At 30.6% G+C, this 23,505-nt stretch carries 25 protein-coding genes; 20 read left to right on the top strand and 5 right to left on the bottom strand.

Features of this window, described 5'->3' with window-relative positions; genetic code table 11:
- The first annotated feature begins 12 nt into the window (after positions 1-12).
- The 16 genes from ACSVH2_RS08610 to ACSVH2_RS08535 all read left to right on the top strand — a co-directional run bounded on the left by ACSVH2_RS08610 (position 13) and on the right by ACSVH2_RS08535 (position 17,174).
- Positions 13-2,160, top strand: coding sequence for an ATP-dependent helicase (locus ACSVH2_RS08610; protein WP_438092762.1), 2,148 nt, complete (start codon positions 13-15; stop codon positions 2,158-2,160).
- A gap of 40 nt (positions 2,161-2,200) precedes the next feature.
- Positions 2,201-3,865 carry a hypothetical protein gene (locus tag ACSVH2_RS08605; RefSeq protein WP_438092761.1) on the top strand — a complete coding sequence of 555 codons (1,665 nt, stop codon included), beginning with the start codon at positions 2,201-2,203 and terminating at the stop codon, positions 3,863-3,865.
- Between the two features lie 10 nt (positions 3,866-3,875).
- The gene (locus ACSVH2_RS08600) at positions 3,876-4,361 is read left to right on the top strand and encodes a hypothetical protein (protein ID WP_438092760.1); all 486 of its coding nucleotides are present in this window, start codon (positions 3,876-3,878) and stop codon (positions 4,359-4,361) included.
- 3 nt (positions 4,362-4,364) lie between these two features.
- Positions 4,365-5,102: a hypothetical protein gene (locus ACSVH2_RS08595; RefSeq protein WP_438092759.1), complete on the top strand. Its 738-nt coding sequence runs from the start codon at positions 4,365-4,367 to the stop codon at positions 5,100-5,102.
- 1 nt (position 5,103) lies between these two features.
- Positions 5,104-5,790, top strand: coding sequence for a hypothetical protein (locus ACSVH2_RS08590; protein ID WP_438092758.1), 687 nt, complete (start codon positions 5,104-5,106; stop codon positions 5,788-5,790).
- 202 nt (positions 5,791-5,992) lie between these two features.
- Positions 5,993-6,376 (top strand): hypothetical protein, encoded by a 384-nt coding sequence (locus tag ACSVH2_RS08585; protein ID WP_438092757.1) that lies wholly within the window; start codon positions 5,993-5,995, stop codon positions 6,374-6,376.
- A 22-nt stretch (positions 6,377-6,398) separates the two neighbouring features.
- On the top strand, positions 6,399-7,802 hold the full coding sequence (locus tag ACSVH2_RS08580; protein ID WP_438092756.1) for a hypothetical protein: 1,404 nt from the start codon (positions 6,399-6,401) through the stop codon (positions 7,800-7,802).
- A 10-nt stretch (positions 7,803-7,812) separates the two neighbouring features.
- Positions 7,813-8,706, top strand: a complete 894-nt coding sequence (locus ACSVH2_RS08575; protein WP_438092755.1) for a hypothetical protein — start codon at positions 7,813-7,815, stop codon at positions 8,704-8,706.
- 105 nt (positions 8,707-8,811) lie between these two features.
- A complete protein-coding gene (locus tag ACSVH2_RS08570; RefSeq protein ID WP_438092754.1) occupies positions 8,812-10,614 on the top strand; it encodes a DUF262 domain-containing protein in 1,803 nt (600 codons plus the stop codon).
- Entirely contained in the window at positions 10,604-12,610 is a 2,007-nt protein-coding gene (locus tag ACSVH2_RS08565; protein ID WP_438092753.1) for a DUF262 domain-containing protein, read from the top strand. Before ACSVH2_RS08570 ends, ACSVH2_RS08565 begins: the two co-directional genes overlap by 11 nt.
- A gap of 230 nt (positions 12,611-12,840) precedes the next feature.
- Positions 12,841-13,731, top strand: a complete 891-nt coding sequence (locus tag ACSVH2_RS08560) for a helix-turn-helix transcriptional regulator (RefSeq protein WP_438092752.1) — start codon at positions 12,841-12,843, stop codon at positions 13,729-13,731.
- A gap of 1 nt (position 13,732) precedes the next feature.
- Positions 13,733-14,209, top strand: coding sequence for a 3'-5' exonuclease (locus tag ACSVH2_RS08555; protein ID WP_438092751.1), 477 nt, complete (start codon positions 13,733-13,735; stop codon positions 14,207-14,209).
- Between the two features lie 82 nt (positions 14,210-14,291).
- Positions 14,292-15,380, top strand: a complete 1,089-nt coding sequence (locus ACSVH2_RS08550) for an AAA family ATPase (RefSeq protein WP_438092750.1) — start codon at positions 14,292-14,294, stop codon at positions 15,378-15,380.
- A gap of 72 nt (positions 15,381-15,452) precedes the next feature.
- Positions 15,453-15,683: a hypothetical protein gene (locus tag ACSVH2_RS08545; protein ID WP_438092749.1), complete on the top strand. Its 231-nt coding sequence runs from the start codon at positions 15,453-15,455 to the stop codon at positions 15,681-15,683.
- A 3-nt stretch (positions 15,684-15,686) separates the two neighbouring features.
- Positions 15,687-16,211, top strand: coding sequence for a hypothetical protein (locus tag ACSVH2_RS08540; RefSeq protein WP_438092748.1), 525 nt, complete (start codon positions 15,687-15,689; stop codon positions 16,209-16,211).
- A gap of 399 nt (positions 16,212-16,610) precedes the next feature.
- Positions 16,611-17,174 (top strand): hypothetical protein, encoded by a 564-nt coding sequence (locus ACSVH2_RS08535; protein ID WP_438092747.1) that lies wholly within the window; start codon positions 16,611-16,613, stop codon positions 17,172-17,174.
- Positions 17,175-17,506: 332 nt separating this feature from the next.
- Here ACSVH2_RS08535 and ACSVH2_RS08530 read toward each other — a convergent pair whose 3' ends face one another.
- From ACSVH2_RS08530 to ACSVH2_RS08510, 5 genes are all read right to left on the bottom strand, one after another.
- Positions 17,507-17,830, bottom strand: a complete 324-nt coding sequence (locus tag ACSVH2_RS08530) for a hypothetical protein (protein ID WP_438092746.1) — start codon at positions 17,828-17,830, stop codon at positions 17,507-17,509.
- Positions 17,827-18,255 (bottom strand): hypothetical protein, encoded by a 429-nt coding sequence (locus ACSVH2_RS08525; protein WP_438092745.1) that lies wholly within the window; start codon positions 18,253-18,255, stop codon positions 17,827-17,829. The genes ACSVH2_RS08530 and ACSVH2_RS08525 overlap by 4 nt, the downstream gene beginning before the upstream one ends.
- Positions 18,252-18,554, bottom strand: coding sequence for a helix-turn-helix domain-containing protein (locus ACSVH2_RS08520; RefSeq protein WP_438092744.1), 303 nt, complete (start codon positions 18,552-18,554; stop codon positions 18,252-18,254). Before ACSVH2_RS08520 ends, ACSVH2_RS08525 begins: the two co-directional genes overlap by 4 nt.
- 83 nt (positions 18,555-18,637) lie before the next feature.
- Entirely contained in the window at positions 18,638-19,546 is a 909-nt protein-coding gene (locus tag ACSVH2_RS08515; RefSeq protein WP_438092743.1) for a hypothetical protein, read from the bottom strand.
- A 51-nt stretch (positions 19,547-19,597) separates the two neighbouring features.
- Positions 19,598-20,821 (bottom strand): site-specific integrase, encoded by a 1,224-nt coding sequence (locus tag ACSVH2_RS08510; protein ID WP_438092742.1) that lies wholly within the window; start codon positions 20,819-20,821, stop codon positions 19,598-19,600.
- Positions 20,822-21,837: 1,016 nt separating this feature from the next.
- Between ACSVH2_RS08510 and ACSVH2_RS08505 the strand changes: the two genes are divergently transcribed.
- From ACSVH2_RS08505 to ACSVH2_RS08490, 4 genes are read left to right on the top strand one after another with little or no spacing between them, the layout of a single operon-like run.
- Complete coding sequence (locus tag ACSVH2_RS08505; protein WP_438092741.1) at positions 21,838-22,593, top strand: hypothetical protein; 756 nt, start codon at positions 21,838-21,840, stop codon at positions 22,591-22,593.
- 1 nt (position 22,594) lies between these two features.
- Entirely contained in the window at positions 22,595-23,011 is a 417-nt protein-coding gene (locus ACSVH2_RS08500) for a DUF5675 family protein (protein WP_438092740.1), read from the top strand.
- Between the two features lie 21 nt (positions 23,012-23,032).
- Positions 23,033-23,257 (top strand): hypothetical protein, encoded by a 225-nt coding sequence (locus tag ACSVH2_RS08495; RefSeq protein WP_438092739.1) that lies wholly within the window; start codon positions 23,033-23,035, stop codon positions 23,255-23,257.
- Positions 23,244-23,420 carry a hypothetical protein gene (locus tag ACSVH2_RS08490; RefSeq protein ID WP_438092738.1) on the top strand — a complete coding sequence of 59 codons (177 nt, stop codon included), beginning with the start codon at positions 23,244-23,246 and terminating at the stop codon, positions 23,418-23,420. The genes ACSVH2_RS08495 and ACSVH2_RS08490 overlap by 14 nt, the downstream gene beginning before the upstream one ends.
- Positions 23,421-23,505: the final 85 nt, after the last annotated feature.

Here is a 23,505-nt window from a genome sequence, read left to right as displayed (position 1 = left end):
TAAAACATAGCCTTGAAAACAACCAAAACAGATTTAAGCAATTTAAACCCTAAGCAGCATGAAGCAGTTGTTTGTGAGGATAAACGTGTTTTGGTTTTAGCAGGAGCCGGTTCGGGCAAAACAAAAACCCTACTGCAAAAAATCATTTACTTAATTGAAGAAAAGGGAGTAAGTCCTTCGAGTATATTGGCAATTACTTTTACCAAAAATGCCACCAACGAAATGATGGATCGCCTTATCATTTCGGCAGATACTTCTGGTAAATATGAAGAAATACTGTTTAGTAAATCGTATTCAAAGATTGAAAAAGATAAAGAGCGTTTTCGTCAACAAAAGAAATACAAATGGATTGATGCATTAACGGTGAAAACCTTTCACAGCTTTTGCTATAGTATTCTGAGAAACGATGGGGTTAATGAATTTGACAACAAATTCAAAATCATAGGAGATGAGAAAAAAGTAGAAGAAGATGAACTTTCCAAGTATATAGCCCCGGAAACCGTTTTTGAAGTAGTTCACAAACTGTTAATTGAAAAATGTGAAGATAACGACTTCTTATTGTTGCTAAAAAGATATGTACTTGATTATTTAGTAGATAAAATCCATTTTGAGAAAAACAATAATTTCCCGCCAAAAGAAGGTAAATTTTTCACCACTTTAGATGGTACAAGAGTACGTTCAAAATCGGAACAGTTTATTGCAGATTGGCTATACCGCCATAGTATAAAATACGAATATGAACCCCTAGTAAAAGGGGTTGATTTCAATTTTCGCCCCGATTTTTATATTCCAGAAGCCAACTTATATTTGGAACACGTTAGTGATAAAAGCTATCCTATAGCTGGTAAGGAAGAACAATTTGAAAAAGGGAATTTACTGTATTTCAAAACCTATGATTCGATGACGCATGATTCTGCCTTGTTTAATCATACCTTAGATAAAATTGTCAAGAATAGGCTGCCTTCTAATTATCATAAAAATGTAAGCCTTAGTTTCCGGGAAGAATTTAATGGCTATCACGAATATGTGAAAGATTTTATTCAACAAGTCATGCGCATCACCGACATGATAAAAGTTGAAAATCAAAGTACTTTAAGTGTTTTAGAAAAAGCACGGAAAGACCAACATGAAAGGATAAGAAACTTTTATGAATTGGCCATACCTATTGTGGATGCGTATATACATTACACCACTAATAAGTCTTATTTAGATTTTAATGATTTAATTTCAACGTGTGCCTCGTTATTTAAGAATCATGATGACATTCTAAAAAAATATAAAGCTAAATACCAGTATATTTTAGTCGATGAGTTTCAGGATGTCAATAATTTACAAGTAGATTTAATAAAACTTTTACTAACACAACAAACACAGCTTTTCTGCGTAGGAGATGATTGGCAGAGCATCTATGGCTTTAGAGGTTCTAATATAGATTATATAGTAGATTTTGAGAAACATTTTCCTAATTCCACCATCATCAAATTAGACCAAAACTACCGTAGCACCCAAAACATTGTTGGCGCCAGTAATGAAGTCATTAAGCATAACAAATTTAAAGTCGACAAAGACATTCATTCCTTAAAAAAGTCGGAGCACAAGATTGTGGTGTATTCTGGCAACACCGAAAAAGAAAACATTGAATTCTGTTTTGATAGAGTTAATGAGTTAATAAAGGATGGTTTTAACAATGATGATATTTTGTTTTTATACCGAAGAAGTAAAATGTTTTCGAATTACTTTTTTAAATTTAAAAATGAGAATGTTAAAGTGCAGGGAAAAACAATACACGCCTCTAAAGGACTTGAAGCCAAAGCGGTTTTTATTATTGGATTAACAGAAGGCAATGGCGGTTTCCCTGATATTTGGTTGGAAGACAGAATATTTCAAGTTATCAAAACAGCTAATCGAGATCTATTATTAGAAGAAGAACGTAGATTATTTTATGTAGCCATAACCAGAGCTAAAGACAAACTTTTTTTAATAACCGAAAAAGGGAATGAATCAAGTTTTTTAAAAGAAATCCCCGAAACCTATACCGTCAAAACAAGCGATTCATTAAAACTGAATGATGATAATGTAATAACTTGTAAAAACTGTTTCAGTCAACTAGAAAAATTATGGATTGTTTGTCCCTATTGTGGGGAAAAGGCAATAATTTAAGCTGATAAGAATTGTATATATTAAATAATTGATTTACAATATGGAAAGTAAAGATACTTTAGGAACTATAGCTACTGATAATAGTGCATCGAATGATACTGTATTCCTTATAATAATATTTATTATTATGATAGGGACACTATTATACATGTTATTCAAACCTAAGAAGACAGATATTGTTGAAAAGGACACCACATCTAGTACTTCACCTAAAGACATTAAAAGCATTCCAAGCAAGGAAAATAATGGAGTTAAAGAAGAATTTGATAAGCCTAAGGAGGTTACTAAACCAAAACCAGAAGCTGCAGCCACTACAATTAAAAAGGAAGAAAAAAAACCAACATCGGAACCAATAAAAGAACCTCAGCCAAAAATAAAAGAAACTGAAATTGTTGTTCCTGAAATTGAAGAACAGTCAAAAGAAAAATACATTGGCTACAATCCTATCAATATTTTTGCCCAAACAGAGCCGTTGTACTTTCCCTATGTGATAATGCCTAATTCTAATTGTGTTATCAAGTTCCCTAGAAAAGGAAGAGTTGGTAGGAAAGGGTATAAAGAAGAAGCCTTTAAAGAATATATTGAAAAGTACTTTAAAAGTAATTACCAAGTTTTTGATGACCGTTTTATTTTAATCAAAAACAGCACAAGGCCTTTCGAACCAGATTTCACGCTGATTGATGAAAAAGAAGGAATTAACATTTTTATTGACATTGAAATTGATGAACCTTATGAAGGACTAAATGATGTTGTCAATAGAAAACCTACTCATTTCCAATTTTCAGATACTGATAGAAATAATGCATTTAAAAATAGGGGTTGGATTATTATAAGATTTGCAGAAATTCAAGTACATCAACAACCAGACTCTTGTTGTCTTTTTATCTCTGATGTAATCAAAAGTATTAATTCAAGATACAAAATTTCTGAAGCCCTGACAAACATAAAAAAAATCCAAAAAGTTAGACAATGGACTAAGGAAGAAGCAAAAATCTGGTCAATTAATAAATATAGGGAAAAATATTTAGGCATTTCAAGTTTTGGTCTTACTGCTGAAGGAATGACTTTAACAGACATTAATGAAACTGAATTAGGAGATAAAATTGAAGAAAAAGTTCAAGATGACGTAACTTTTATTGCTCCCAAAGATTCAAAAATAACTAACCCAAAACTGGAACAAATAAATTCATCAATAAAATTAAATAAATTTTTATCATTCAAATACAAAGAAAATAAAACTATTGTTAAGCCACTTACAGCAACAGAAACAACATTGACTGCTTTTTGCTACATTAAAAATTCTGAACGATCTTTTGATATATATAACATAAGCGACTTACATCAAAAAGACAAGTATTTCATTTTAAAAGTAGCAGGACCATCAATTGGATTAGATCAAATAACAACCGTAGTAAATACCGCAATAAATTACCATCGGCATATTAGAATGAAATACACTAGGAGAACTTGGAATAATATGCTTGTTGACATTGAAACAGGGGAACTATTAATAGACCGAGTGGAGGCAGAAGAAAGCATAAGAACAATTAATGATGTTCAGTTATCAATTAATGCCCTCGCTCAAGAACATATTGAAAATTACAGGCTTGATAATAACTATTTAACGGCATACTGTAATAAACGAGAAGAGCAACGTACTTTTAAGTTTGATAGAATTAGTGAGATAGAGATATTAGATATTTAATAAAATAATTATGAATTGCGAATTGTATTTAAATGGTGAAATAGTTGCAAGTATTATTACTGCAGTTGCAACAATTATTGCAGGTTTATTAGTCTATGTTTTATCAAGAGGTTATTACAAACATTCAAAAAAAATAGAACATGATAAAATGCTAAAGGAACTTTTTGGAGAATTCAATGCAAGATACGATCGGATTAATATCCAATTAGATTTAATTAGTAGAATTTCAAAAGATGATTGGAATCAAATAAAGGTAAAAAAACAAATAAAATATACAGGTATTATATATGATTTTTTTAATCTGTGTGCTGAAGAATATTTTTGGTTTAAAGAAAATAGAGTTTCTGAAAAGGTTTGGAAAAGTTGGAGTAAAGGTATGAATATCATATACAATCGTAGTGAAGTAATTCAAAACATTTGGAAAGAAGAAAGTGAAAAAGAGGGTTATATTTCTTATTATTTAGAAAAAAAAGAAAATTTTTTTAAAAAAGAGTAATAGATGTCAAAAATCAACCAAATAAATAAAATACTTAAAGAGTATTTCGAACTCAATAAAAGTATTAGTGTCATTCCTGCAAAGGATATGATGCCTTATTTTGTATTAGCAGGAGTTTTTGAAAAAGATACTAAAAACGGTTTCCCTATTCGTAGTCTTTTAAGAAGATTAGATGATAAAAACGAATTACAACAAATTCCATTTGTATATGCAGAACGAAAAGCAGCCAATACTAATTGGTTCTTTCAACGAAGTGGCAGTTCAATAGCTACTCAAAAAGTTATAAAAGTAAATCCAAAGAAAACAGAACTATCCATAACTAAAAGCAGAAAAGAAAGTGATGAACATTATGTACTAGATTTATGCGATAAAGTTTTAAAAATAAAAGGATTACGCCAACAACGTTTCGATTTTCTACTAGGTGATCCAAATTTTCAAGGCAAACGTGCTAAGTTACCAGTAGATATATATTACCCAGTGTTGAACTTAGTCATTGAATATAAAGAACAACAGCATACCAAACCTAACAAACATTTCGACAAACCCGATTTGTTTACAGTAAGCGGAGTGCATCGAGGGGAACAAAGAAAAATTTATGACCAAAGACGATTGGAAGTTTTACCAAAGTATGGAATCAAAGTAATCGAAATTTCCTTTTCCGATTTTGACCACGACAGTAAGGATAGGATTTTGAGAAGTCATATTGATTTGGAGAGAATTAAAAAACTTTTAAAAAAATAATATGGAAGCTTCATTTCACTATGTCGTTAAGGCAAAATTGATACGTTTCATAAAAGATGACGTAATTGATTTTATTGAAATTAATGAAAAATTCGAAAATGCTAATCCAATTGAAGCAAGAGAAAAAGCGTTTGATGTCTATCAAAATCATATTGATGTTTTACTACAAGGTATAAATAAAATATATGTTTCTGATGAACAGGCAAGGGAGGACTTAGTTTCATATGTTGACTCCGGAATGGTAATAAAAGGGGAAGGTTTATTCGGTGATTTTGAATTTTCAAATAGTTATGGTAATGGTATTGGTGTATACTTTGTCATTGATAATCCAATAGAAGATAAAATATTTGAAGATAAAATAGGTGATGAATACATGATACACGGCATAAGTTATGCTGGAGCTGGTGCACAATCATTAATGGATAGTCTTAATCACGAATTTTGGTATTATGACCATTTCGGTTACGATTTTAAAAATCATAAGATAACAGTTGATTTTTATGAAGCTGATGCAGATATTACAGAGCCAAATGATATTTTAAAAACCCCTTTTGACTGGACTGGATATGATATTTGTGTTACTTCAGAGGAGGATGAAGAAGATGAGGATGATGAAACTAATGAAGAAAATAGTAATTTTTACAGATGGAACCATTTTAAAGTTTGGAAAAAGAAAAACAGAATCTAATGAGTAGCATAGAAAATTTGATTATCGCTTCATTGCAAGGGTTTCAGCAATTACCGACTATTAAAGGATTAAAAGCTGAAACAAAAAGTAAGCTTGTTTTCCCAATAAAAAGAGATGGTAAAAAAAGAGTAAGCGAGCAGGAAGCCCGGTTCTTATTTGTCAAACATTTGGAAAACAATAGTGCTTTTATTATTCTGTTGAAGTGCCTACCAAAGAAAAATATAAATTTCTGGGAGCTGGTGAGCGTTCGGGAAATTTTGATAATTGTCTCTATGAAAATGGGGAACGCAAACACCTAATTGAATTTAAGGCGCTAAATCCAAAGCAAGCTTCCTATTCCAAGGATTTTGAAAAGCTTCTTTACGATGAGAGTGATTTGGATAATTATTTTATTCAAGGACTTAAAAGTATCGATAACGGGACCATTCCTAATATTGAAACTAAATACAAGGTAGCTATAAAAAGCGTAAAGGACAAAGGGAGGTCAATTCGGTCACGGTTAAAAATTTTTGTTTGCGCCCTTGGAGTAGAAGATATTATAAAGTATGAAGTTAATAAAGATGGAGAATTGGTAAAAATTAAATAATTAAAAATTAAAATAACAGCTAATGAATTGGCTTCAAAAACTCATACAAAAAATAAAAGGGTTATTTTCAAAATCAGATAAAGCCGTAGAGCTTTTAATTACTGAAAACAAGACTGAAAATGCACAGCCAACTGAAGATAATCAAGTTTTAGAAATCCTGAACGAAATTATCATTGGCTCAGCTAATGACGCCATTGTATTAAACAGAATTCCTGATTTTGAGTTTAATGAAAATTGGAGCTCTTTGAGTTCAAATAAGAACGCTAACCTTTTCTCTCAACTTGCTGGAACATCCGCAGTAGCAGGAAGCACAATGTATGCTACCAATGGTTTGTATAAAGCCACCGTTAGCCCTGAAAAATTAATGGTGTATAACAATGGTACAACAAGTTCAATCACGTTAAACGGAAAAAGCTTCAGCAATCATGCGGGTTTTGTAAAAGCCGGTGCCGAAGTATTTACTCCAATTCTTGCTTTTCAGTTTACTTCAATGTTAACTGGGCAATACTATATGAATGGGATTAACAATCAATTACAAGCCATACAAAAAGGAATCTCCCAGTTATTGACCTTTCATCAAAACGAAAGAATTGCCAAGATAAAAAGTATAACAAATAGGCTGATTGAACTAGAACAAAACAAATTCTACACATTAGAAGATTTTGTAACCATTGAAAACATGAAAATGGAATTGGCTACAATCCGTTATGAATATTTGTTAGCAGGTCAACAACAGTTACAAAGTGCTTTATTTCCAGAAAACAAGACAGAAAATCCCGTTAACCAAAATCAAAGTGTTGCCAACATAGGTACTTCTGAAGAATTAAAAATAAAAACACAAAGAATACTCACCGAGCTTAAAACTAATTTTAAATCTTTAGTTGAGGATAGTGGTATAAATTCAATTTTGGACACAGTAAAAGGAGTTTTTGAAAATTCGGGTGCCAAAGTAGACGAACTAGCAAAAAAGGTCAACGAAAGTCAGTTTTTCTATTTTGTTAAAGCAGCTTTGGAGGCAGAAAAGCTTTATCAATATTCTCAACTTATAGCATTGAAAGCAAATCTGTCCTATAAAAATCCAGATGAAAACCGCATTGGTAAAATAAGTCAGCTTTATAAGTCCATTAGTAATTACCATGAACAAAACGAGAGCATCAACAGCGAAGTAGCTATTATTTTAAAAAGTCTTAAATCGGAGCTAACAACAATAATCGGTAAACACAAAGAAAATAGTAAGCTGAATAAAACCAACATTGCAGAAAGAGAAAAAGAATTGCATAACCAATTTGAAAATATAGAAACCTTAACTCAAAACATCACCGAATTAGAAAATGAGAGAACCAAAATCAAACAAGCTTTTGAAAAGCCGATTGATTTTATTATTGATAATCGAACTGGCGAAGGAAAAATCTATGCTAAAAACTAATTAAATTAAAATGGAAAGACTAATAACAATTCATACATCATCAGAAGATTTTACAGATAAATATACAGGGAAATATTTTGATTATTTTCAAATACACATTTATAGTGTTTCCGAAATCATTTCTTCTTATTACAATCCTAAACATACAAATCTGGAGACTGTAAAAAGTGCAGCAGAAAATTTGTTAAATCAAATAAAGAAAAACAGTAATTCTCAATCAAATAAAATTACAATGTTTGAAAAAAACGGAAAATTTTTAATTTGTGAAGACCTAGAACTTTTTGATGATGGAGAACTTTTCTATTTTGATAAACAAAGAATACGATATGAGTATGATTATGAAGATAATTTTAATGATATCGATAAATTTCTTGGCGACCGAAAAGTAGAAGTTTTCATTAAGAAATCATTAATTTCAATTGGGGCAAGTGATTTGTATGAAATTATTGAACCCATTGCTTTACAAAAAAAATTGAGAAACGATAAATATCTTGCATTATGCGAAGAAGATAGAATTCTCAATTTGTCTAATCCTAAATATATTTTGGAAATCTATAGAATCGAACGAGATTACAAACCGGTTTTGATTAACACATTTAAATTGCACAATCAAGATGCTATGGATCTTCCCGAATTTAAGTCTATAATCCAATCCGATGAACGAATCACCTATTTAATAAAAGATATCGCTACAGGAAAAATTATTGATGGTGATTTAGAAGAAGACATTGAAAGTTTAAAACATAGCAAATGGCAAAAAAAACATCCATCAGTTATTGATTTTGATGATTTACAAAGAATGGAATTAGATGATAACGACCCTAATTTTCTGAGTTGGGATGACTATGTAGCTGATGATGATGAAACAGAAGAAGGCGATGAAGATTACCAACCAAGATTTTAAGAAAATATACGGGAATTCTAAAACGATATATGTTATTTCTAATATCAACACCATAAAGAAGTGTTAACAAAAAAAGTTTTAAAATATTTAATTTATAAATCATAAGTGAAAACTAAAAGAAATATAGCGACTTATCTTGGAGAGCACTCAAATAAAACATTTGTTATTCCTGCCTATCAAAGGGGTTTCAAATGGGGAGTAAAAGATAAGCAAGGCGATAGCGCGGCAACTGTCTTGTTGCAGGACATTGAAAAGGCTAGAAAAGCTGAAAAAGAAGAGTATTTCATACAAGGTGTAACGGTTTACGAAGAAGGGACAAATGTGATCTTGATTGATGGCCAACAAAGAACTACTTTCTTTTTTATTTTGCTAAGTATATTGCTTGATGCCGATGAAAAAGAGAAGTATTTATATTATGACTCAAAACTCAAAATCAGATACGACATTCGAGAATCATCACACGAATTTTTAAATCAAATATGTCAAAACAAAGACGATTTAAAACCAACTTCTCAAGATACTTTCTATTTCCTTTCCGTTAAAAATCAATTGATTCAAATTTTAGAGAAAATTGAAGATAAAGGAAATCTAAAGGAATATGTTTTAAGTAAAGTAAAGTTGTTTTATATAGTAGTTGCTAAAGACCAAGCCACTAAACTTTTTTCCATGATGAATGGTGCAAAAGCTTTTATGAAAACAGATGAATTGATAAAAGCTGATTTTTTAAGTAAAGCCTCAAAAATTGATTACAATCATATTGAATCGCCAAAAACAGTAAAAGATACACTTGAAATATTAAAAGATCAAATTGGAGAAGATTGGAAATCAAATGCATTAAGGAGTCAATTTGCCCGCCAATGGGATAAATGGTTGTATTGGTGGAATCAAGAAGAGGTTAAGCTCTTTTTCAGAAGTAGTAACAATCCAATGGGACTTCTTTTAGAATTTTTCTATGAAAATAACCTTGCACTACTGTCAAAAGAAGAAAAAAACAAATACACAAAAAACTACTCCAACAAAAAAGAAGACATACCAGTAATGCTCAAGCAATTTCAAAATCTATTAATTCGAAATAAAACAGAAGCTAAAGAAAATTTTGAGAGACTCAGAAAAATCCAAAAACAATTTGAAGACTTGTACTCAATTCCTTTTGTATACAATTATTTAGGACTTTGCCTAGAAACAAGTAAAAATAAAGAGGAACAAAAAAAAATAATAATATACTTCTTAGAACATTATAAAGATTTTAATCAAATAAAAAAATATAGTCTTCTTCAAATTTTTAATCTCCAAAAGAAATCAGAGATAGAAATTAAAGATCGTCTGAATGAAATATTTTTATCCATTGCATCAAAAGATATTTATAATGACCCAGATGAAGATGGAAACAAAGAACACGCATTCAAGCTTATGTTAAAATTGAATATTGAAGCAGCAAATAATAAAAATACTAAATTTCAATTTTTTGTCTTCACTAAAGGAGAACTTAGGAGCATTTATGATTTCCGTTCATTGGAACATATTTGGCCAAAATCAAAAGTAGTTAAAAAAAATGTTGATGGTATGTTTTATAGCACAGAAAGCAACAAGCAAATTCAGCAAGATCAATTGTCAAAATATTTAGATGATGATAAACTTAGAGAAGAAAACTTAAGTGCACATCACATTGGTAACTTGGTGCTATTACACAAACACGATAATTCAACGTTTACAGACAAACTTCCTGAAGACAAAAAAAAGCTTTATTTTGATTTAGATCAAGAATTAAAAAGTAGAAATTTATTGCATACCATGTCTGTTTTTGCCTATGACAATTGGAATCAAGAAAATGCGATAGTAACAATAAAATCGAATCAGAAAAAAGTCTTGGAGTTAATCAAAAAAGGATACGAAGTATATGTTAATTAATGGAAATTCATACAGCTTAAAAGAATTATTTACAAAAAGCAATCGCATCATTATACCCGATATGCAAAGGGAATATTGTTGGGCTCAAACTAAATCATCTATCAATAATGAAAATTTGATTAGTAATTTTTTAAGTGATTTGTTGGGAAACAATAAAAACGAAGACAATCAAGTTCAACTAGGATTGTTATATGCTTATGAAAGTCCTAAAAATGATTTTCAATTATGTGATGGACAACAAAGAATAACTACACTCTATCTCTTGTTAGGTTTTCTATATTCCAATACATCAGAAATTGAATTAAAAAGCAGCATCAAAAACTTTTTGGTAATAGATGCAGTTGAAAATAAAAAAAACTATGATATTCGTTTGCAATATGCTATTAGAGAATCTACTTTGTTTTTTCTCAATGATCTCGTTAATCAATATTTCCTTTTAGAAAAATTTAAAGAAGATACCACTCCATCAAATACTATAAAAAATTCAGATTGGTATTTCAATGAGTATAGCTTGGATCCGTCCATACAAAACATAATACTTGCATTAGAAACATTTCAAGTACAAAAGAATAAGTTCACGGATGAATTCAGTAATTTTCTTTTAAAAAATATCACTTTCCTCTATTTCGATATGGAAAACAGAACATATGGAGAAGAACAATTTGTTGTTTTAAATACTACCGGAGAACCATTAACAAAAACAGAAAATTTAAAACCTTTATTTTTAGGGAATTTAGATAATTCCATTAAGCTACAAAATGGAAAAACACAACTTCGCCATTATGCTGATTTATGGGAAGATTGGGAGTTATTTTTCTGGGAAAACAAACCAGGTAAAGAACAAACGGCAGACGCAGGTTTAATAGAGTTTTTTAGATGGATTTTTATTATTGAAGCAACAAATAGCAACGATATCTTAAAATCCGAAAAAGAAAATTACAATTTAGCACAAAAGGCATTAGGGCTGAATTCATTTGATATTTTTGAGTTAGGAAATAATAAAATCAAAATTCTTGATTCAATAAATGAGTATTTTAATGTAATTGAAAAAATAAGGTTAGATAACACTATCAATAGTAATTTCCTTTTTTGTGGTGAACTTTCACAAATCGCTCTATTTGAACTTTTACCTTTGCTTTGTTTTTTAAAAGAGTTTGATGAAACGATTGAGAGTCAATTCTATATAAGATTTAAGCAATTTTTGAAATCAAGAGCTAAAGATGAAAATGTTTCAAAAGCTTCTATTACAACTACAATTAGAGCTATACAAATCGCTAAAGCAATGAAAAATGCCAATGATTCGGATATAGCAGCTTATTCTAATTATGAAGCTACAGCATCAGAAACAATACTAACTGCAATCGAAATATTAAAATTTGAAATTCTTAAAGATAATGCTGATAATAGAAATGATATTGAAGAGGCATTTTGGCAAGCAGAGAATTATCAGATCTTTTTAGGTAATATTGGCTTTATGTTTGAAGTACTTAATACAAATGTAGTTTCAGATTTTGAATTAAATTCCTTTGAAAAGTTATCATCAATTATTTTAGAGACTCTAGAAAAACCGGATGATAATTTAAGAAGAGCATTGCTAACTTTTGGACATTATTATCAGTATGATGGTTACTCAACTAATATAAGGGCTTGGCGATATTCTTTAGGTGAAAACGGTTCTTTTTTTAATTCAATAATTAAAAAAGAACCTAATGAAGTAGCACCGAATGTATTGTTTCAATTTTTGACTAAAGCCAATACAACATTACAATCTGTATCCAGAGAATCTATAAAATATTTTTATCAAACTTGCATTGATGAATTCCAAACTTCAGATACTAATATTTGGGTTGATACTGTTTCAAATTTTATAAAATCAGAAGAATTTATGACTATAATGCAAAATAAAAGGTTTTGTATTACAGAGGATGAAAGTCATTCGTATGCATTATATAGACAAAAAGTTATGGGAAGTGATTCGTTCAAAAAAATAATTTAGTTTTATATAGACAATTAAATAAACATGGCAGAATATAAAAACGTAGAAAAACCTTTTCTCGAAAAACTAAGACAACTCAAGTGCCAAACTATCATAAACAAGTACAATGGTTGAAATCAAATGGTGCTGGAATGGATATGTAAATCAGTTCTACACTACTTCCATTTTAAAAACGCAACGTCACATTTTGTCGCTAAACTAAATTACATTTGTTTAATAAATAATTATTCATGGCAAAAAGAGACTTCATCCAGCGTTACATTTTCATCATTAACCGGTTAAAATCAAGAGCATCTACTTTTGAAGAGCTTCAAGATTATTTGCTCAGGCAACAACAAATAACCGGTGACAAACTCGAAATCAGTCAACGAACCTTGCAAAGGGATTTGAATGAAATACGTTCTTTGTTTGAAACTGATATTCAATACAACCGTAAGGAAGGAGTTTATGAAATAGTAGAATCGATAACCGAGAAACCCATTGAGCGTATCATAGAGTCTTATGAGATAATCAATGCGCTAAACTATTCCAACAACATATCTCAAAAACTCTACTTAGAGCAAAGGAAAAACCAAGGAACAGAACACCTGCACGGATTGCTTTATGCTATTGATAATCATTTTGAAGTATCGTTTACCCATCACAGCTATTGGAAAGATGGGTTGAAAAATAGGACTGTGCATCCTATTGCCATCAAAGAATCACAAAAAAGATGGTATTTAGTTTGTCATGATCTTGATAAAAAGGAAATTCGAAACTTTGGTTTAGATAGAATAACATACTTGAAAATATCCGACAAGAAATTCAGTAAGTACTCGTTTGATGTAAAAGACTATTACCAGCATGCTTTTGGAGTGGAAACCTATGAACCAGCTCAAAAAATTGTATTAAAATTTACGGCTTTTCAGTCACAGTATATAAAGTCTCTCCCATTACACACTTCGCAAGAAATAGTATTTGAAGATACTAAAAACTGCCACTTTGCTTATTTTATGCATCCAACACATGATTTTGAAATGGAAATCCTAAAATATGGTGAACATGTAACTGTACTAGCTCCTGAATCATTAAAACAAACCATCAGCAATCGTATTAATGATATGATGGCTTTATACAACTAACATGAGCACCTTTACTGCTATAGATTTTGAAACTGCACAAGGGTATCGTTGGAGCATTTGTCAAGTGGGTATTGTTAGAGTTGTTGAAGGCATAATAACAGAAGAAGTAAATATTCTAGTCCAACCACCCGATAATTACTATTGGTATAATTTCACTGAAATACATGGCATTGCTGCCTCTGATACTGCCAAATCACCAACCTTTGATAAAGTTTGGCCAACCATTGCACCTTATATAGAAAACCAACTTGTAATTGCCCATAATGGATTCGGGTTTGATTTTCCGGTTTTAGCCAAAACATTGGAGTATTATGGGATGTCAAATCCTGAATACCAAAAACAATGTACCTATAAAATTTATAAATCCAATTTAGCCAATTTGTGCAGAGAGCACAATATTAAACTAAATCATCACGATGCCTTGAGTGACGCAAGAGCTTGTGCTGCTTTGTACATGAAACATCTTGATAATTTATAATACTTTTTTTCATGTTTAATACACAACGACATGTCTTGACGGCATGTCGTTTTAGTTTTGCTTCATACTAATTAATTATATTATGGAAGAAGCAGAAAAAAATTCAGAGAAAGGCAATTTGTCCTTGCAAAACAATTCATTTGAAATTTATGATAGAAGCGGCAATTATATTAATATGCTTCGAATGTATCATGCTTACTATAATCAAATTTGTAATATTAAATCAATTGATAATATTGACGAATTTCGAATGCGTTCATGGTTTACTTCTGAAATGAAAGAAAGCATTATTAGAGAACATTATGATCAAAGCTATTCTAACATGAATAAGAGAAATTTATATTCTGATCATTTCTTTTTTATGAACAATGGTATTGTAATTAACTTATATAATAATTGTGTATCCATCATTTTTGAACCTAGTTTAGAAAATGAAGCTCAGAAATTGCAAAACCAATTATTGCAATTCAGAATTAAGAAGAGAAGAAGAACTACTAAAATTAGTTTAATTGTAAATTCGAGTATGGGACTTATAACTAAAGATATAGATCTTAAGAAACCAAAATTAAACCTCAATTTACATTATAATGATGATTTCAAAGAGATACACCACTCCATTCTTAAAAATATCAAAAAACAAAAAAGTAAAGGATTGTATTTGTTTCACGGACAACCTGGCACAGGAAAAAGTACTTATATAAAACATCTAATACACCAACAAAGTAAACAAGTTATCTTTTTATCTCCTAAGTTAGCTAGTAATTTAGATGATTTGGGATTAACCGAATTTTTATTAGACAATCCAAATTGTATTTTGGTTATTGAAGATGCAGAAGATTTAATACTCTCTCGGGATAATCACCATAATTCAAAACTTTCTTTCTTATTAAACCTAACGGATGGCTTGTTAGGAGAAAGTCTGGGAATACAAATTATAGCCACTTTCAATACTGATTTGAAAAATATTGACAAAGCGTTACTCAGAAAAGGACGATTAACTTCCATTTATGAATTTAAGACACTAACAGTAGATAAAACAAATATCTTATTAAAAAATCTTGGTCATGAAGTTGAAATCAATGAATCGCTGCCACTAGCCGAGATTTTCAACTTTGAAATCAGCAATAATTATGAACCTAAACTGAGAAAAGCAGTGGGTTTTGGAAATTAATTTTTTTAAAACGTCATGGTTTGTCTGAACCGGTGTTTTACTTTGTCTTAAATAATTTTAAAAAATAAAGTCATGGGACAAATGATCGTTCACCAAAAAGAATTAATTCGAATTAATACTCCTAAAAACTGTATTGAGTATTCTACCAATGATGGTAGAATCTGGCATAAAAGAGCTAATGCTTCATCAAGCATGGGTTCTTTACAGGATTTAGCTGATAACGGTAAAGAAATACTATTAACCACCTCAAAAGGATTGTTCTATTCTACGAATAAAGGTTCTTCTTGGCATAAAAGAAGTTAATGCATGGATTTTACTATTTGTTATTTGGAAGTTTTTGACAAAGAAACCAACCAATGGGAGTATGTTGCCGAAAGTGATTATGCCGAACCTATTAATAATTGGTATAATAATTTAGACCCTTTTTTTGATAGGATTAATTTATCCTATTTATTTAATTCCATAGAAAATAAAGAACACCTTCCATTATTTACTAAATATAAAGGGTTACCCATAGATTGTTCAAAACCTATTGTCAATGCCTATAATTTTTACTTTTATGAGGTAAAAATGTGTCATAGTGCATCTTTTAGCTATTTATCTGAATTACTCGACTTTGATTATAACAAAACAATAAATTTAAAGGAGATACCAGAAAAAGAAATAGAACTGTTTTATCCAGAAATTCATGAAAGTAAGAAGCAAATAATCTCACATAAGGATTGGCTAGGTGAAGATTTCTTCATCGAATTACATAAAACAAAGCAACGGTTTGAGGCATACCCAAATTGCAGACTTGTTTACTTTTTGTATAAAATTGATTTTGATTAATCATAAAAAAACTACATTATGTTTCGCAATTTTCAAGAATTAGAGGTAGTTCTAAATGTTTATAATCGTAAAATCTATTCAATCAGAATGGCTATCAAGTATGCTAGTATGTGTCGTGATTATGCAAAAATTGTTGATTTAAAAAATGAAGAGCAATTAGTTAGGAAAACGATTTTTCGATATGTGGAAATTTATAAGATTAAAATATCAAATAATTATTTAGAGTCACGAATTTGCAGTAATGAACTTGAAGAGATTGAACTGTATTACCAAGAATACTTTAAAGATACTAGTTGGGATATTTAGTTAACGAAAAACCAAAAAAAATAAAAAAGTAAATCCCAAAAAAATATAAAGAATGCCTAAATTTGAAATTCCCTAATCAAATTCCCTACCCCATTGAACAAACTCAAAATTAACCTCTTAGGCACTGGTGTAGAAATCAAAAGAATTCTATTGCCTGAGTCTGTTTTGGATCAATGGAAAGGATTTATTAATCCAAAAAGTTCAATAACAAAAGCTTTACTAGATCCGTTTTTTTATTACAAACTAAAAGACAAAAAATACAACTGTTTAGAAGATTTGCCATCAGAGAACTGTTCAGGAATTATCAATGCTCCCAAAAGTCAAATCGAGTTCTGGTTCAATCGCAAAAAGGTGTCAAAAGTAAACACCTTTGAGCTATTTAATGAAAACCTTTTATTTCCATTATTCAGCCTTGAAAAAACAACCACTTCATTTTTAGACAATAAGGGAATTTACATCCTTCAAAACGAAATTGGAACCATCGGAACCTACGAATTAATGGTCAATTCAGAGAAGCTTACTATTGACGATTTCATCTTTGAAATAGATAGCATTCAGAATACAACTTTTATAAAAAACATTAAGTACAAAAACCAAGATTTAGAGTTTGTAAAAAAAGACACGATGGTGACTTATCAAATAGGCTTTGAAGTATAGCTATCAAACCATAAAAAGCAAGGGATACTGTTAAAGCGGCAGCATCAACACTTCTGTTAAGTTATTTTTAAAAATAATTAGAAATAATAATTATTATTAGTTCCAATTAAAAAACAAACAACAAACTAACCATTGTTTAGGGAACTTTTAGTGTCAAAATAACAACTTTAGTTACCTGAAATCTATCCCTTTTTTTGAAATTATAAGGGCTGAATTTTACAAATAGATACGTAATGATTTACAACTATCTTAATTCATTTCCATTGATTTACTTATACCTATTTTGATGTCTATTGATTTTTTGGCGGCATAATTTTGGGGTGTTGCAATCATCATTTTTCTTGTTGCTTTTTCTGATTTGATATAGCTACATAATACACAACTAATCCTATAACACCTCCAATAACCATTGAAGCTACTATCACTCTCCAATGATTTTTAACGTAAGTTCCCATAAAAAACTGTGGAGGTGATTTTATAGTTAAAGGTGTCTCGAATACTATTGGATTAAGCTTGGTTGGCATGTTTTCATAACCTGCTGTAATACTTCCTGTGGCAATTGTTTTGTTTACAAAACTCTCTGATTGTTTTTTTAGTAAATCTTGCTGAATAGCTTGAGGAAATAATTCTTCTATTGTTAAATCTCTAAATGTCATATACTTTCTTGTTTATAAATAATATAATTTTTATTCTCAGAATCTTTAAGTAAAACACCATATTCATAGCAAAACTTCATTTCTTTTTTAGTTTTTTCTTCAATTTTTATAGAATGGAATATACCAAAGTCATAGCCCTCATATTGAAGAATTGAAATATTTATAACACCATCTCTAATATATTCTTTGCTGTTTAGTATTTTAATCAAAATCGATTTGTTGTTTTTTGCCTTTTTGGTAAAATCACTTTCAATTTTATCTACTATTTTTCGCTTATCGTTGTTATAATCTATACGATGTTGTTCACAACAATAAATCTGTCTGGCATCGGTAGGAATAAATGCTTCATTGCAATCTTGCTTTTTACAATAACGAATGGGATATCTCCTATTTGAAACTCTTTTTATTACTTTTCTATTTTTCATATCTCAACTTTATTTTGGTTTAAAATTTTCTCAATCGATGACACTTCATATAAATAAATATCACCCAAACGAGTGTAGGGTAAAATTCCAGTTTCTCGATATTTAATAATGGTATTTGGAGAAAGACCATACCGACTCTTCAAATCGTTGTTGCGATAGTATTTACCTGATGGTTGATTTGATTTTTGATAGAATTGTTTAATACAATTCTCAATAGTCTCTAAACGGCTATAAATTGGTTCAAGCAGTAATTGAATACTGCGAACTGATGGAATTGAAATTTCTTCTGAATTTTTCATTTGCATTAATTTTAAAATTATTTTGCAAAATTCAGAATAATAGAATGATCTAGTTTGTGTTGTTAGGAGATCTCTAAGAGATGTTATTTTTCCAAATATGTTTTTTTTGTTTGTAATTTCTCAATAAGCAGATTAATAACCTGAAGTTGTTTAGTTTTATTACTAGCACCTTTTAATTTTGATACCTCTTTTGTAAAATCTGTTAAAGGACTAGCGTTTTTTGATTTACTATCTGTATAACTAAAATTGTTTTCTACAAATTTTTTAATTTTTGAATGACTTTTATGCTCTATATTATCCATATAGAGCATGCCTTCCTCCATCAAAAATTTAAATAAAAAAGCTGAAGATGATTTATCTAAATTAACATTACATTTTTGGATTGAAATACCATTAGTTGTTTTTAAGAATGGTTTAAGATCTACAACCCCATATTTTGAAATTGCAGTTGAAATTTTATTGATGCCTTCATCTAATCGTAATAATGATTTGTAAAATAAGTCTAACACATAGAGTAACTTTACTTTTTCAAAGTCAATTTTATTCTTATAATTTGAAGCACTATCTTTATTTGTAATGAGAAAGTAAAATAATAATTCCTCAACTTGGTCGGGTTTTGTTTTAAATTTCAGAACTTCATTTATAGTGTACTTTTCTTCAACATCATAATCAAGATCATGATTTACCTCTTTTATAAATCGCTCTATCTTACTAAAAGATTTGAAAAATCTAACATTTCTTGACACAAACCATTTAATTCTATCATCTAGCAATAATTTAACTTCTTCAATAATTCTTAAATTATTATTGCTACTTATGAGCACCAACATTAAAGACTCGATTAACTCGTCCACTCTTTCAGTGAAATAAGTGTTATCGATTTCCTCAATCCAACAATCATTAAACCGATACTTTTGATATTTTGTATGAAACTCAATCTTATTTTCAAAATAATCCACAAACGCTTCAATTAAATCTGTAGGTAACAACATAAGAATATTTTTTAGATTAATAAGTTGACCTCTAAATTAATAAAAACCTACTTAAGAATTCAAATATCGTTCTTTTAATTTTTTCATATCTTCTCCTACGCTACTGTCCAAAACTTTAGCATAGTGTTGCGTTTGCCGAATTGTGGTATGGCCTAACATGGCAGATACATTTTCAATTTTAATACCATTTCCTAGAGTTACGGTTGTTGCAAAAGTATGTCGAGCGACGTACCAAGTCAAATTTTTGTCTAATCCAATTATATCTGCTATCTCTTTTAGATAGGCATTCATTTTTTGGTTGGATATTTTTGGCAGCAATCCAGACTCAGAATATTGGTATTTATTTATTATTCTTAAAGCTGGCGGCAATAAGGGAACGTTTGCTCTTATTTTCGTTTTTTGACGGTTCGTTTTTATCCAAAGCTCTTTATCTGCATCTTGAATAATATTTTCTCTTGTGAGTTTCATAGCATCTATTGGGGCGTATCCTGTGTAACAACTAAACAAAAAAACATCTTTAACGCGTTCAAGACGATCTATAGAAAATGTTTTTTGTTCAATTTTCAACAATTCTTGATGTGTTAAAAAGTTGGCCTCTGTGATTTGAATTTTACCATCGTATTTTTTAAACGGATTATTAGTGATTAAATCCATCTTAATAGCATAATAAAATATTGTCTTGAGGTTTTTGAAATATTTGACTATGGAATTATTTTTAATCCCTAATTTCCCTTTATATTCACTTTCAAATTTCATATATGATTCGAGATTATAGATATAAGCTCCATTAATTTTATCAACTGGAATAGTATCCGATCCATAATATTTTTTATTGTAAAGCATAACAAGATCTTTAACGCGTTCATATTTTTGGAGAGAGGCTTTGGAGCGTTCTCCTATATTTACCAACTTAGCAAAATACTCATTATGGTTGTTAATAATATCGATGAGTTCCGGAGTTTTTGATTTTTTTGATTGTCCTAACAACAAACATTTTAACTCCTGAACGCTTACAATTTCCCCTTCTCGTTCTAGTTGATTATACAGTTTTTGTATTTTTAAAGCAAATAAATCTAGGGCTTCTTTGAGCACTTTCTCCTTGTCCTGCTTGAAGATTCTTCTTAACTTGTCGGTAGAGTTCCATCGCTCTTGTGTGATGTATTTTCCTGTACTCAAGGTTATACTTTTTCCTTTAAAAGTTACCCTTGCATAAATGGGACACTCATAGGTCAACTTAACCTTATCGGATTTGATGTAAAAAATTGTTTTTAGCATAGCTTTTTGTGTTAAATTTAAATTACAAATTGAACGAAAAACTTATGCAAAGCATTGAATTTAAAGGAGATCTCTTGGAGATATTCAAAATTTAGTTACCCTATTGGTGAAAAAATCTATAGGTACACCTATAGGGTAACTAAACTATGATTTTTAATGTGTTTTTTGACATATCCCAAAAAATTAAAAACCCTCTAAACACTGATGTTTAAAGGGTTTTTGATGTTTTATGTTTCTTTTGAAACATGTAATCAGCGGAGAAAGAGGGATTTGTCTTGTGTAAAATATATCAATAAAATCAATACTTCGCAAAGTATTTTATTTAAGTGACACCTCGACTGACACCTCTTTATTAGGATTACAATTATCTTAAATTCAAAGTAGTCAAATATAAGCATAATAATCTGAATACCATAGTATCAAGACTAAAAAATGAACTAGTTATTTAAAGATATGTTTATTTAAAATGGTTTAAAATGGAGTTGGGATTTTTTACGCATTTTAACCAAAAATTAAGTGAGCTACTTGTTCATATTTTAATCCTGCATAGGAACAAAACTCTTCGATAGTTAAAAACTCATTTTCGAGCTTGTTGAGGTCAGTTTTCACTTTTTGCATTAATCTGGTACTTTGGCGATAACTCTTGCCTGTTATGCGCTGTATGTCTTTCGGATATATGCACACCCTCTGTTTTTCAAATTTCATACACTATCTATGCCTTTGACTAGGCTTTGATTAGCTTAAACCTAGTGACAGGTGAAGTTTAAGATTATACAAAAGTAAGTTTTTTTGAATTATAAATTTCTTTCGCAATTTATGGTTGTTTGATGTGCTTTTTGGTAGGCATTTATGTCGATTTAAGCCATTTATGTCGCTTTGCGACATATGGAACTGTCCTCGCTTTTTTATTCTGTTTAATTGGCTAAAATTTGTTCCGAAATCGGATAAAAGATGTTGCAACTGAAAAGATGATTTAGAGATTTTAAAAATGAATTTTAATCTAAATTTTAGAAATTATGGCAAGACAGAAAGGCATAATTAAATTGAAAGGTACTATCGGAGATATTACTTTTTACAAAACCCAAGACGGACATTTAGCGCGTGAAAAAGGAGGTATTGATGCCAGCAGAATCAAAAGTGATCCTGCATTCCAAAGAACGCGTGAAAATGGTTCGGAGTTTGGTCGAGCTGGTAAGGCAGGAAAGATTTTGAGAACGGCTTTGAGAGCTTTGCTTTTGAATTCTGCCGACGGCAGAATGGTAAGTCGTTTAACTCAAAGAATGGTGCAAGTTATCCAAGCTGATTTAATCAGCGTGAGAGGTTTGCGAAATGTGATTGACGGCGAAGCCGAACTTTTAGCAGGTTTTGAATTCAATATCCGTGGGAAACTGGGCACCAGTTTATTTGCTCCTTTTGTGGGAGCAATTGACAGAGTTACTGGAAATATTACAGTTGATTTGGATTCGTTTATTCCGGCAAATATGATTGCTGCACCGACAGGAACCACGCATTTTAAAATCATATCTGCAGGAGCAGAAATTGATTTTGAAGCGGAAACATTTGTTGAAGCACATTCAGAAACTGCTATTTTGCCTTGGGATGCTGTGGCAACAGTTGCCATCAACCAAGTAAATGCAGTCACTCCAGCAAGCACAAAACCATTGTTTTTGGCTTTAGGAGTGGAATTCTACCAAGAAGTTAATGGTCAAATGTATGCCCTTAAAAATGGTGCTTACAACCCATTGGCATTGGTTCAAGTGAGCGGATTGTAAGATGGTTTTACAACTATCGAGAACTTATTTCCCTGATGGAACAAACGGAATACTCGAATGCGAGGGTAAATTCATTTGTAACACGATTGAATTGCCTTGGAAGAATAACGAAACGAAGGTTTCCTGCATTCCGGAAGGGAAATATTTTATAAGAAAACGATACAGCAAGAAATTTCAATGGCATTTGGAGGTTTTGGAAGTAAAAAGCAGAAGTTTAATTCTGTTTCATCCAGCCAATAACGCCTTGCAAGAATTAAATGGTTGTATTGCTCCAGTAACAAAACTTTCTGGACCAGGTTTAGGTCTGATGTCTCGAAAAGCATTTACCAAATTAAAAGACTTGGTTTATAAAGCTTTGGACAGTAAAGAAAGTGTTGAATTGATTGTTGATTCCCGTCTTCACGGGAATGACAAATAGGAATGACAAAAAATAGAAAATATGAATATTATAAAAAGAGCGAAAGCTCCCACTCCGAAATTTTTTAAAGTGCTTCGAAATATTGGTTTGGCGTTAGCTGCCGTTGGCGGAACTATTTTAGCAGCCCCAATAGCGTTACCTGTTGTAGTAACTTCTATTGGAGGTTATTTGGCAGTTGCTGGCGGTGTGGTCTCCGCAGTTAGTCAATTAACCGCGACAACCGAAAAAGCCGATGCAACACAGTAATTCGACTGTAATTGGTACCGCTGGTGGTACATTTTTGAGTGTATTGCCAAATCTGCATTCGGAAGATGTTTTAAAAACTGTAATATTAGCTTCTGTTGGTGCGGTTGTCAGTTTTTCAATATCTTTGGCACTCAAATTTTTCATTAAGAAGCACAAAAAATAAGTTTAACTCTAGTTGTGGTGACCTTTGGGTTAAACAAAATGAAAGCCAAGTTGTAAGACCTGGCTTTTTTAATTTTCTACTGGCT

Source organism: Flavobacterium sp. RSB2_4_14 (assembly GCF_051547085.1).
Taxonomy (GTDB): Bacteria; Bacteroidota; Bacteroidia; order Flavobacteriales; family Flavobacteriaceae; genus Flavobacterium.
This window is presented reverse-complemented; position numbering and strand designations above follow the sequence as displayed.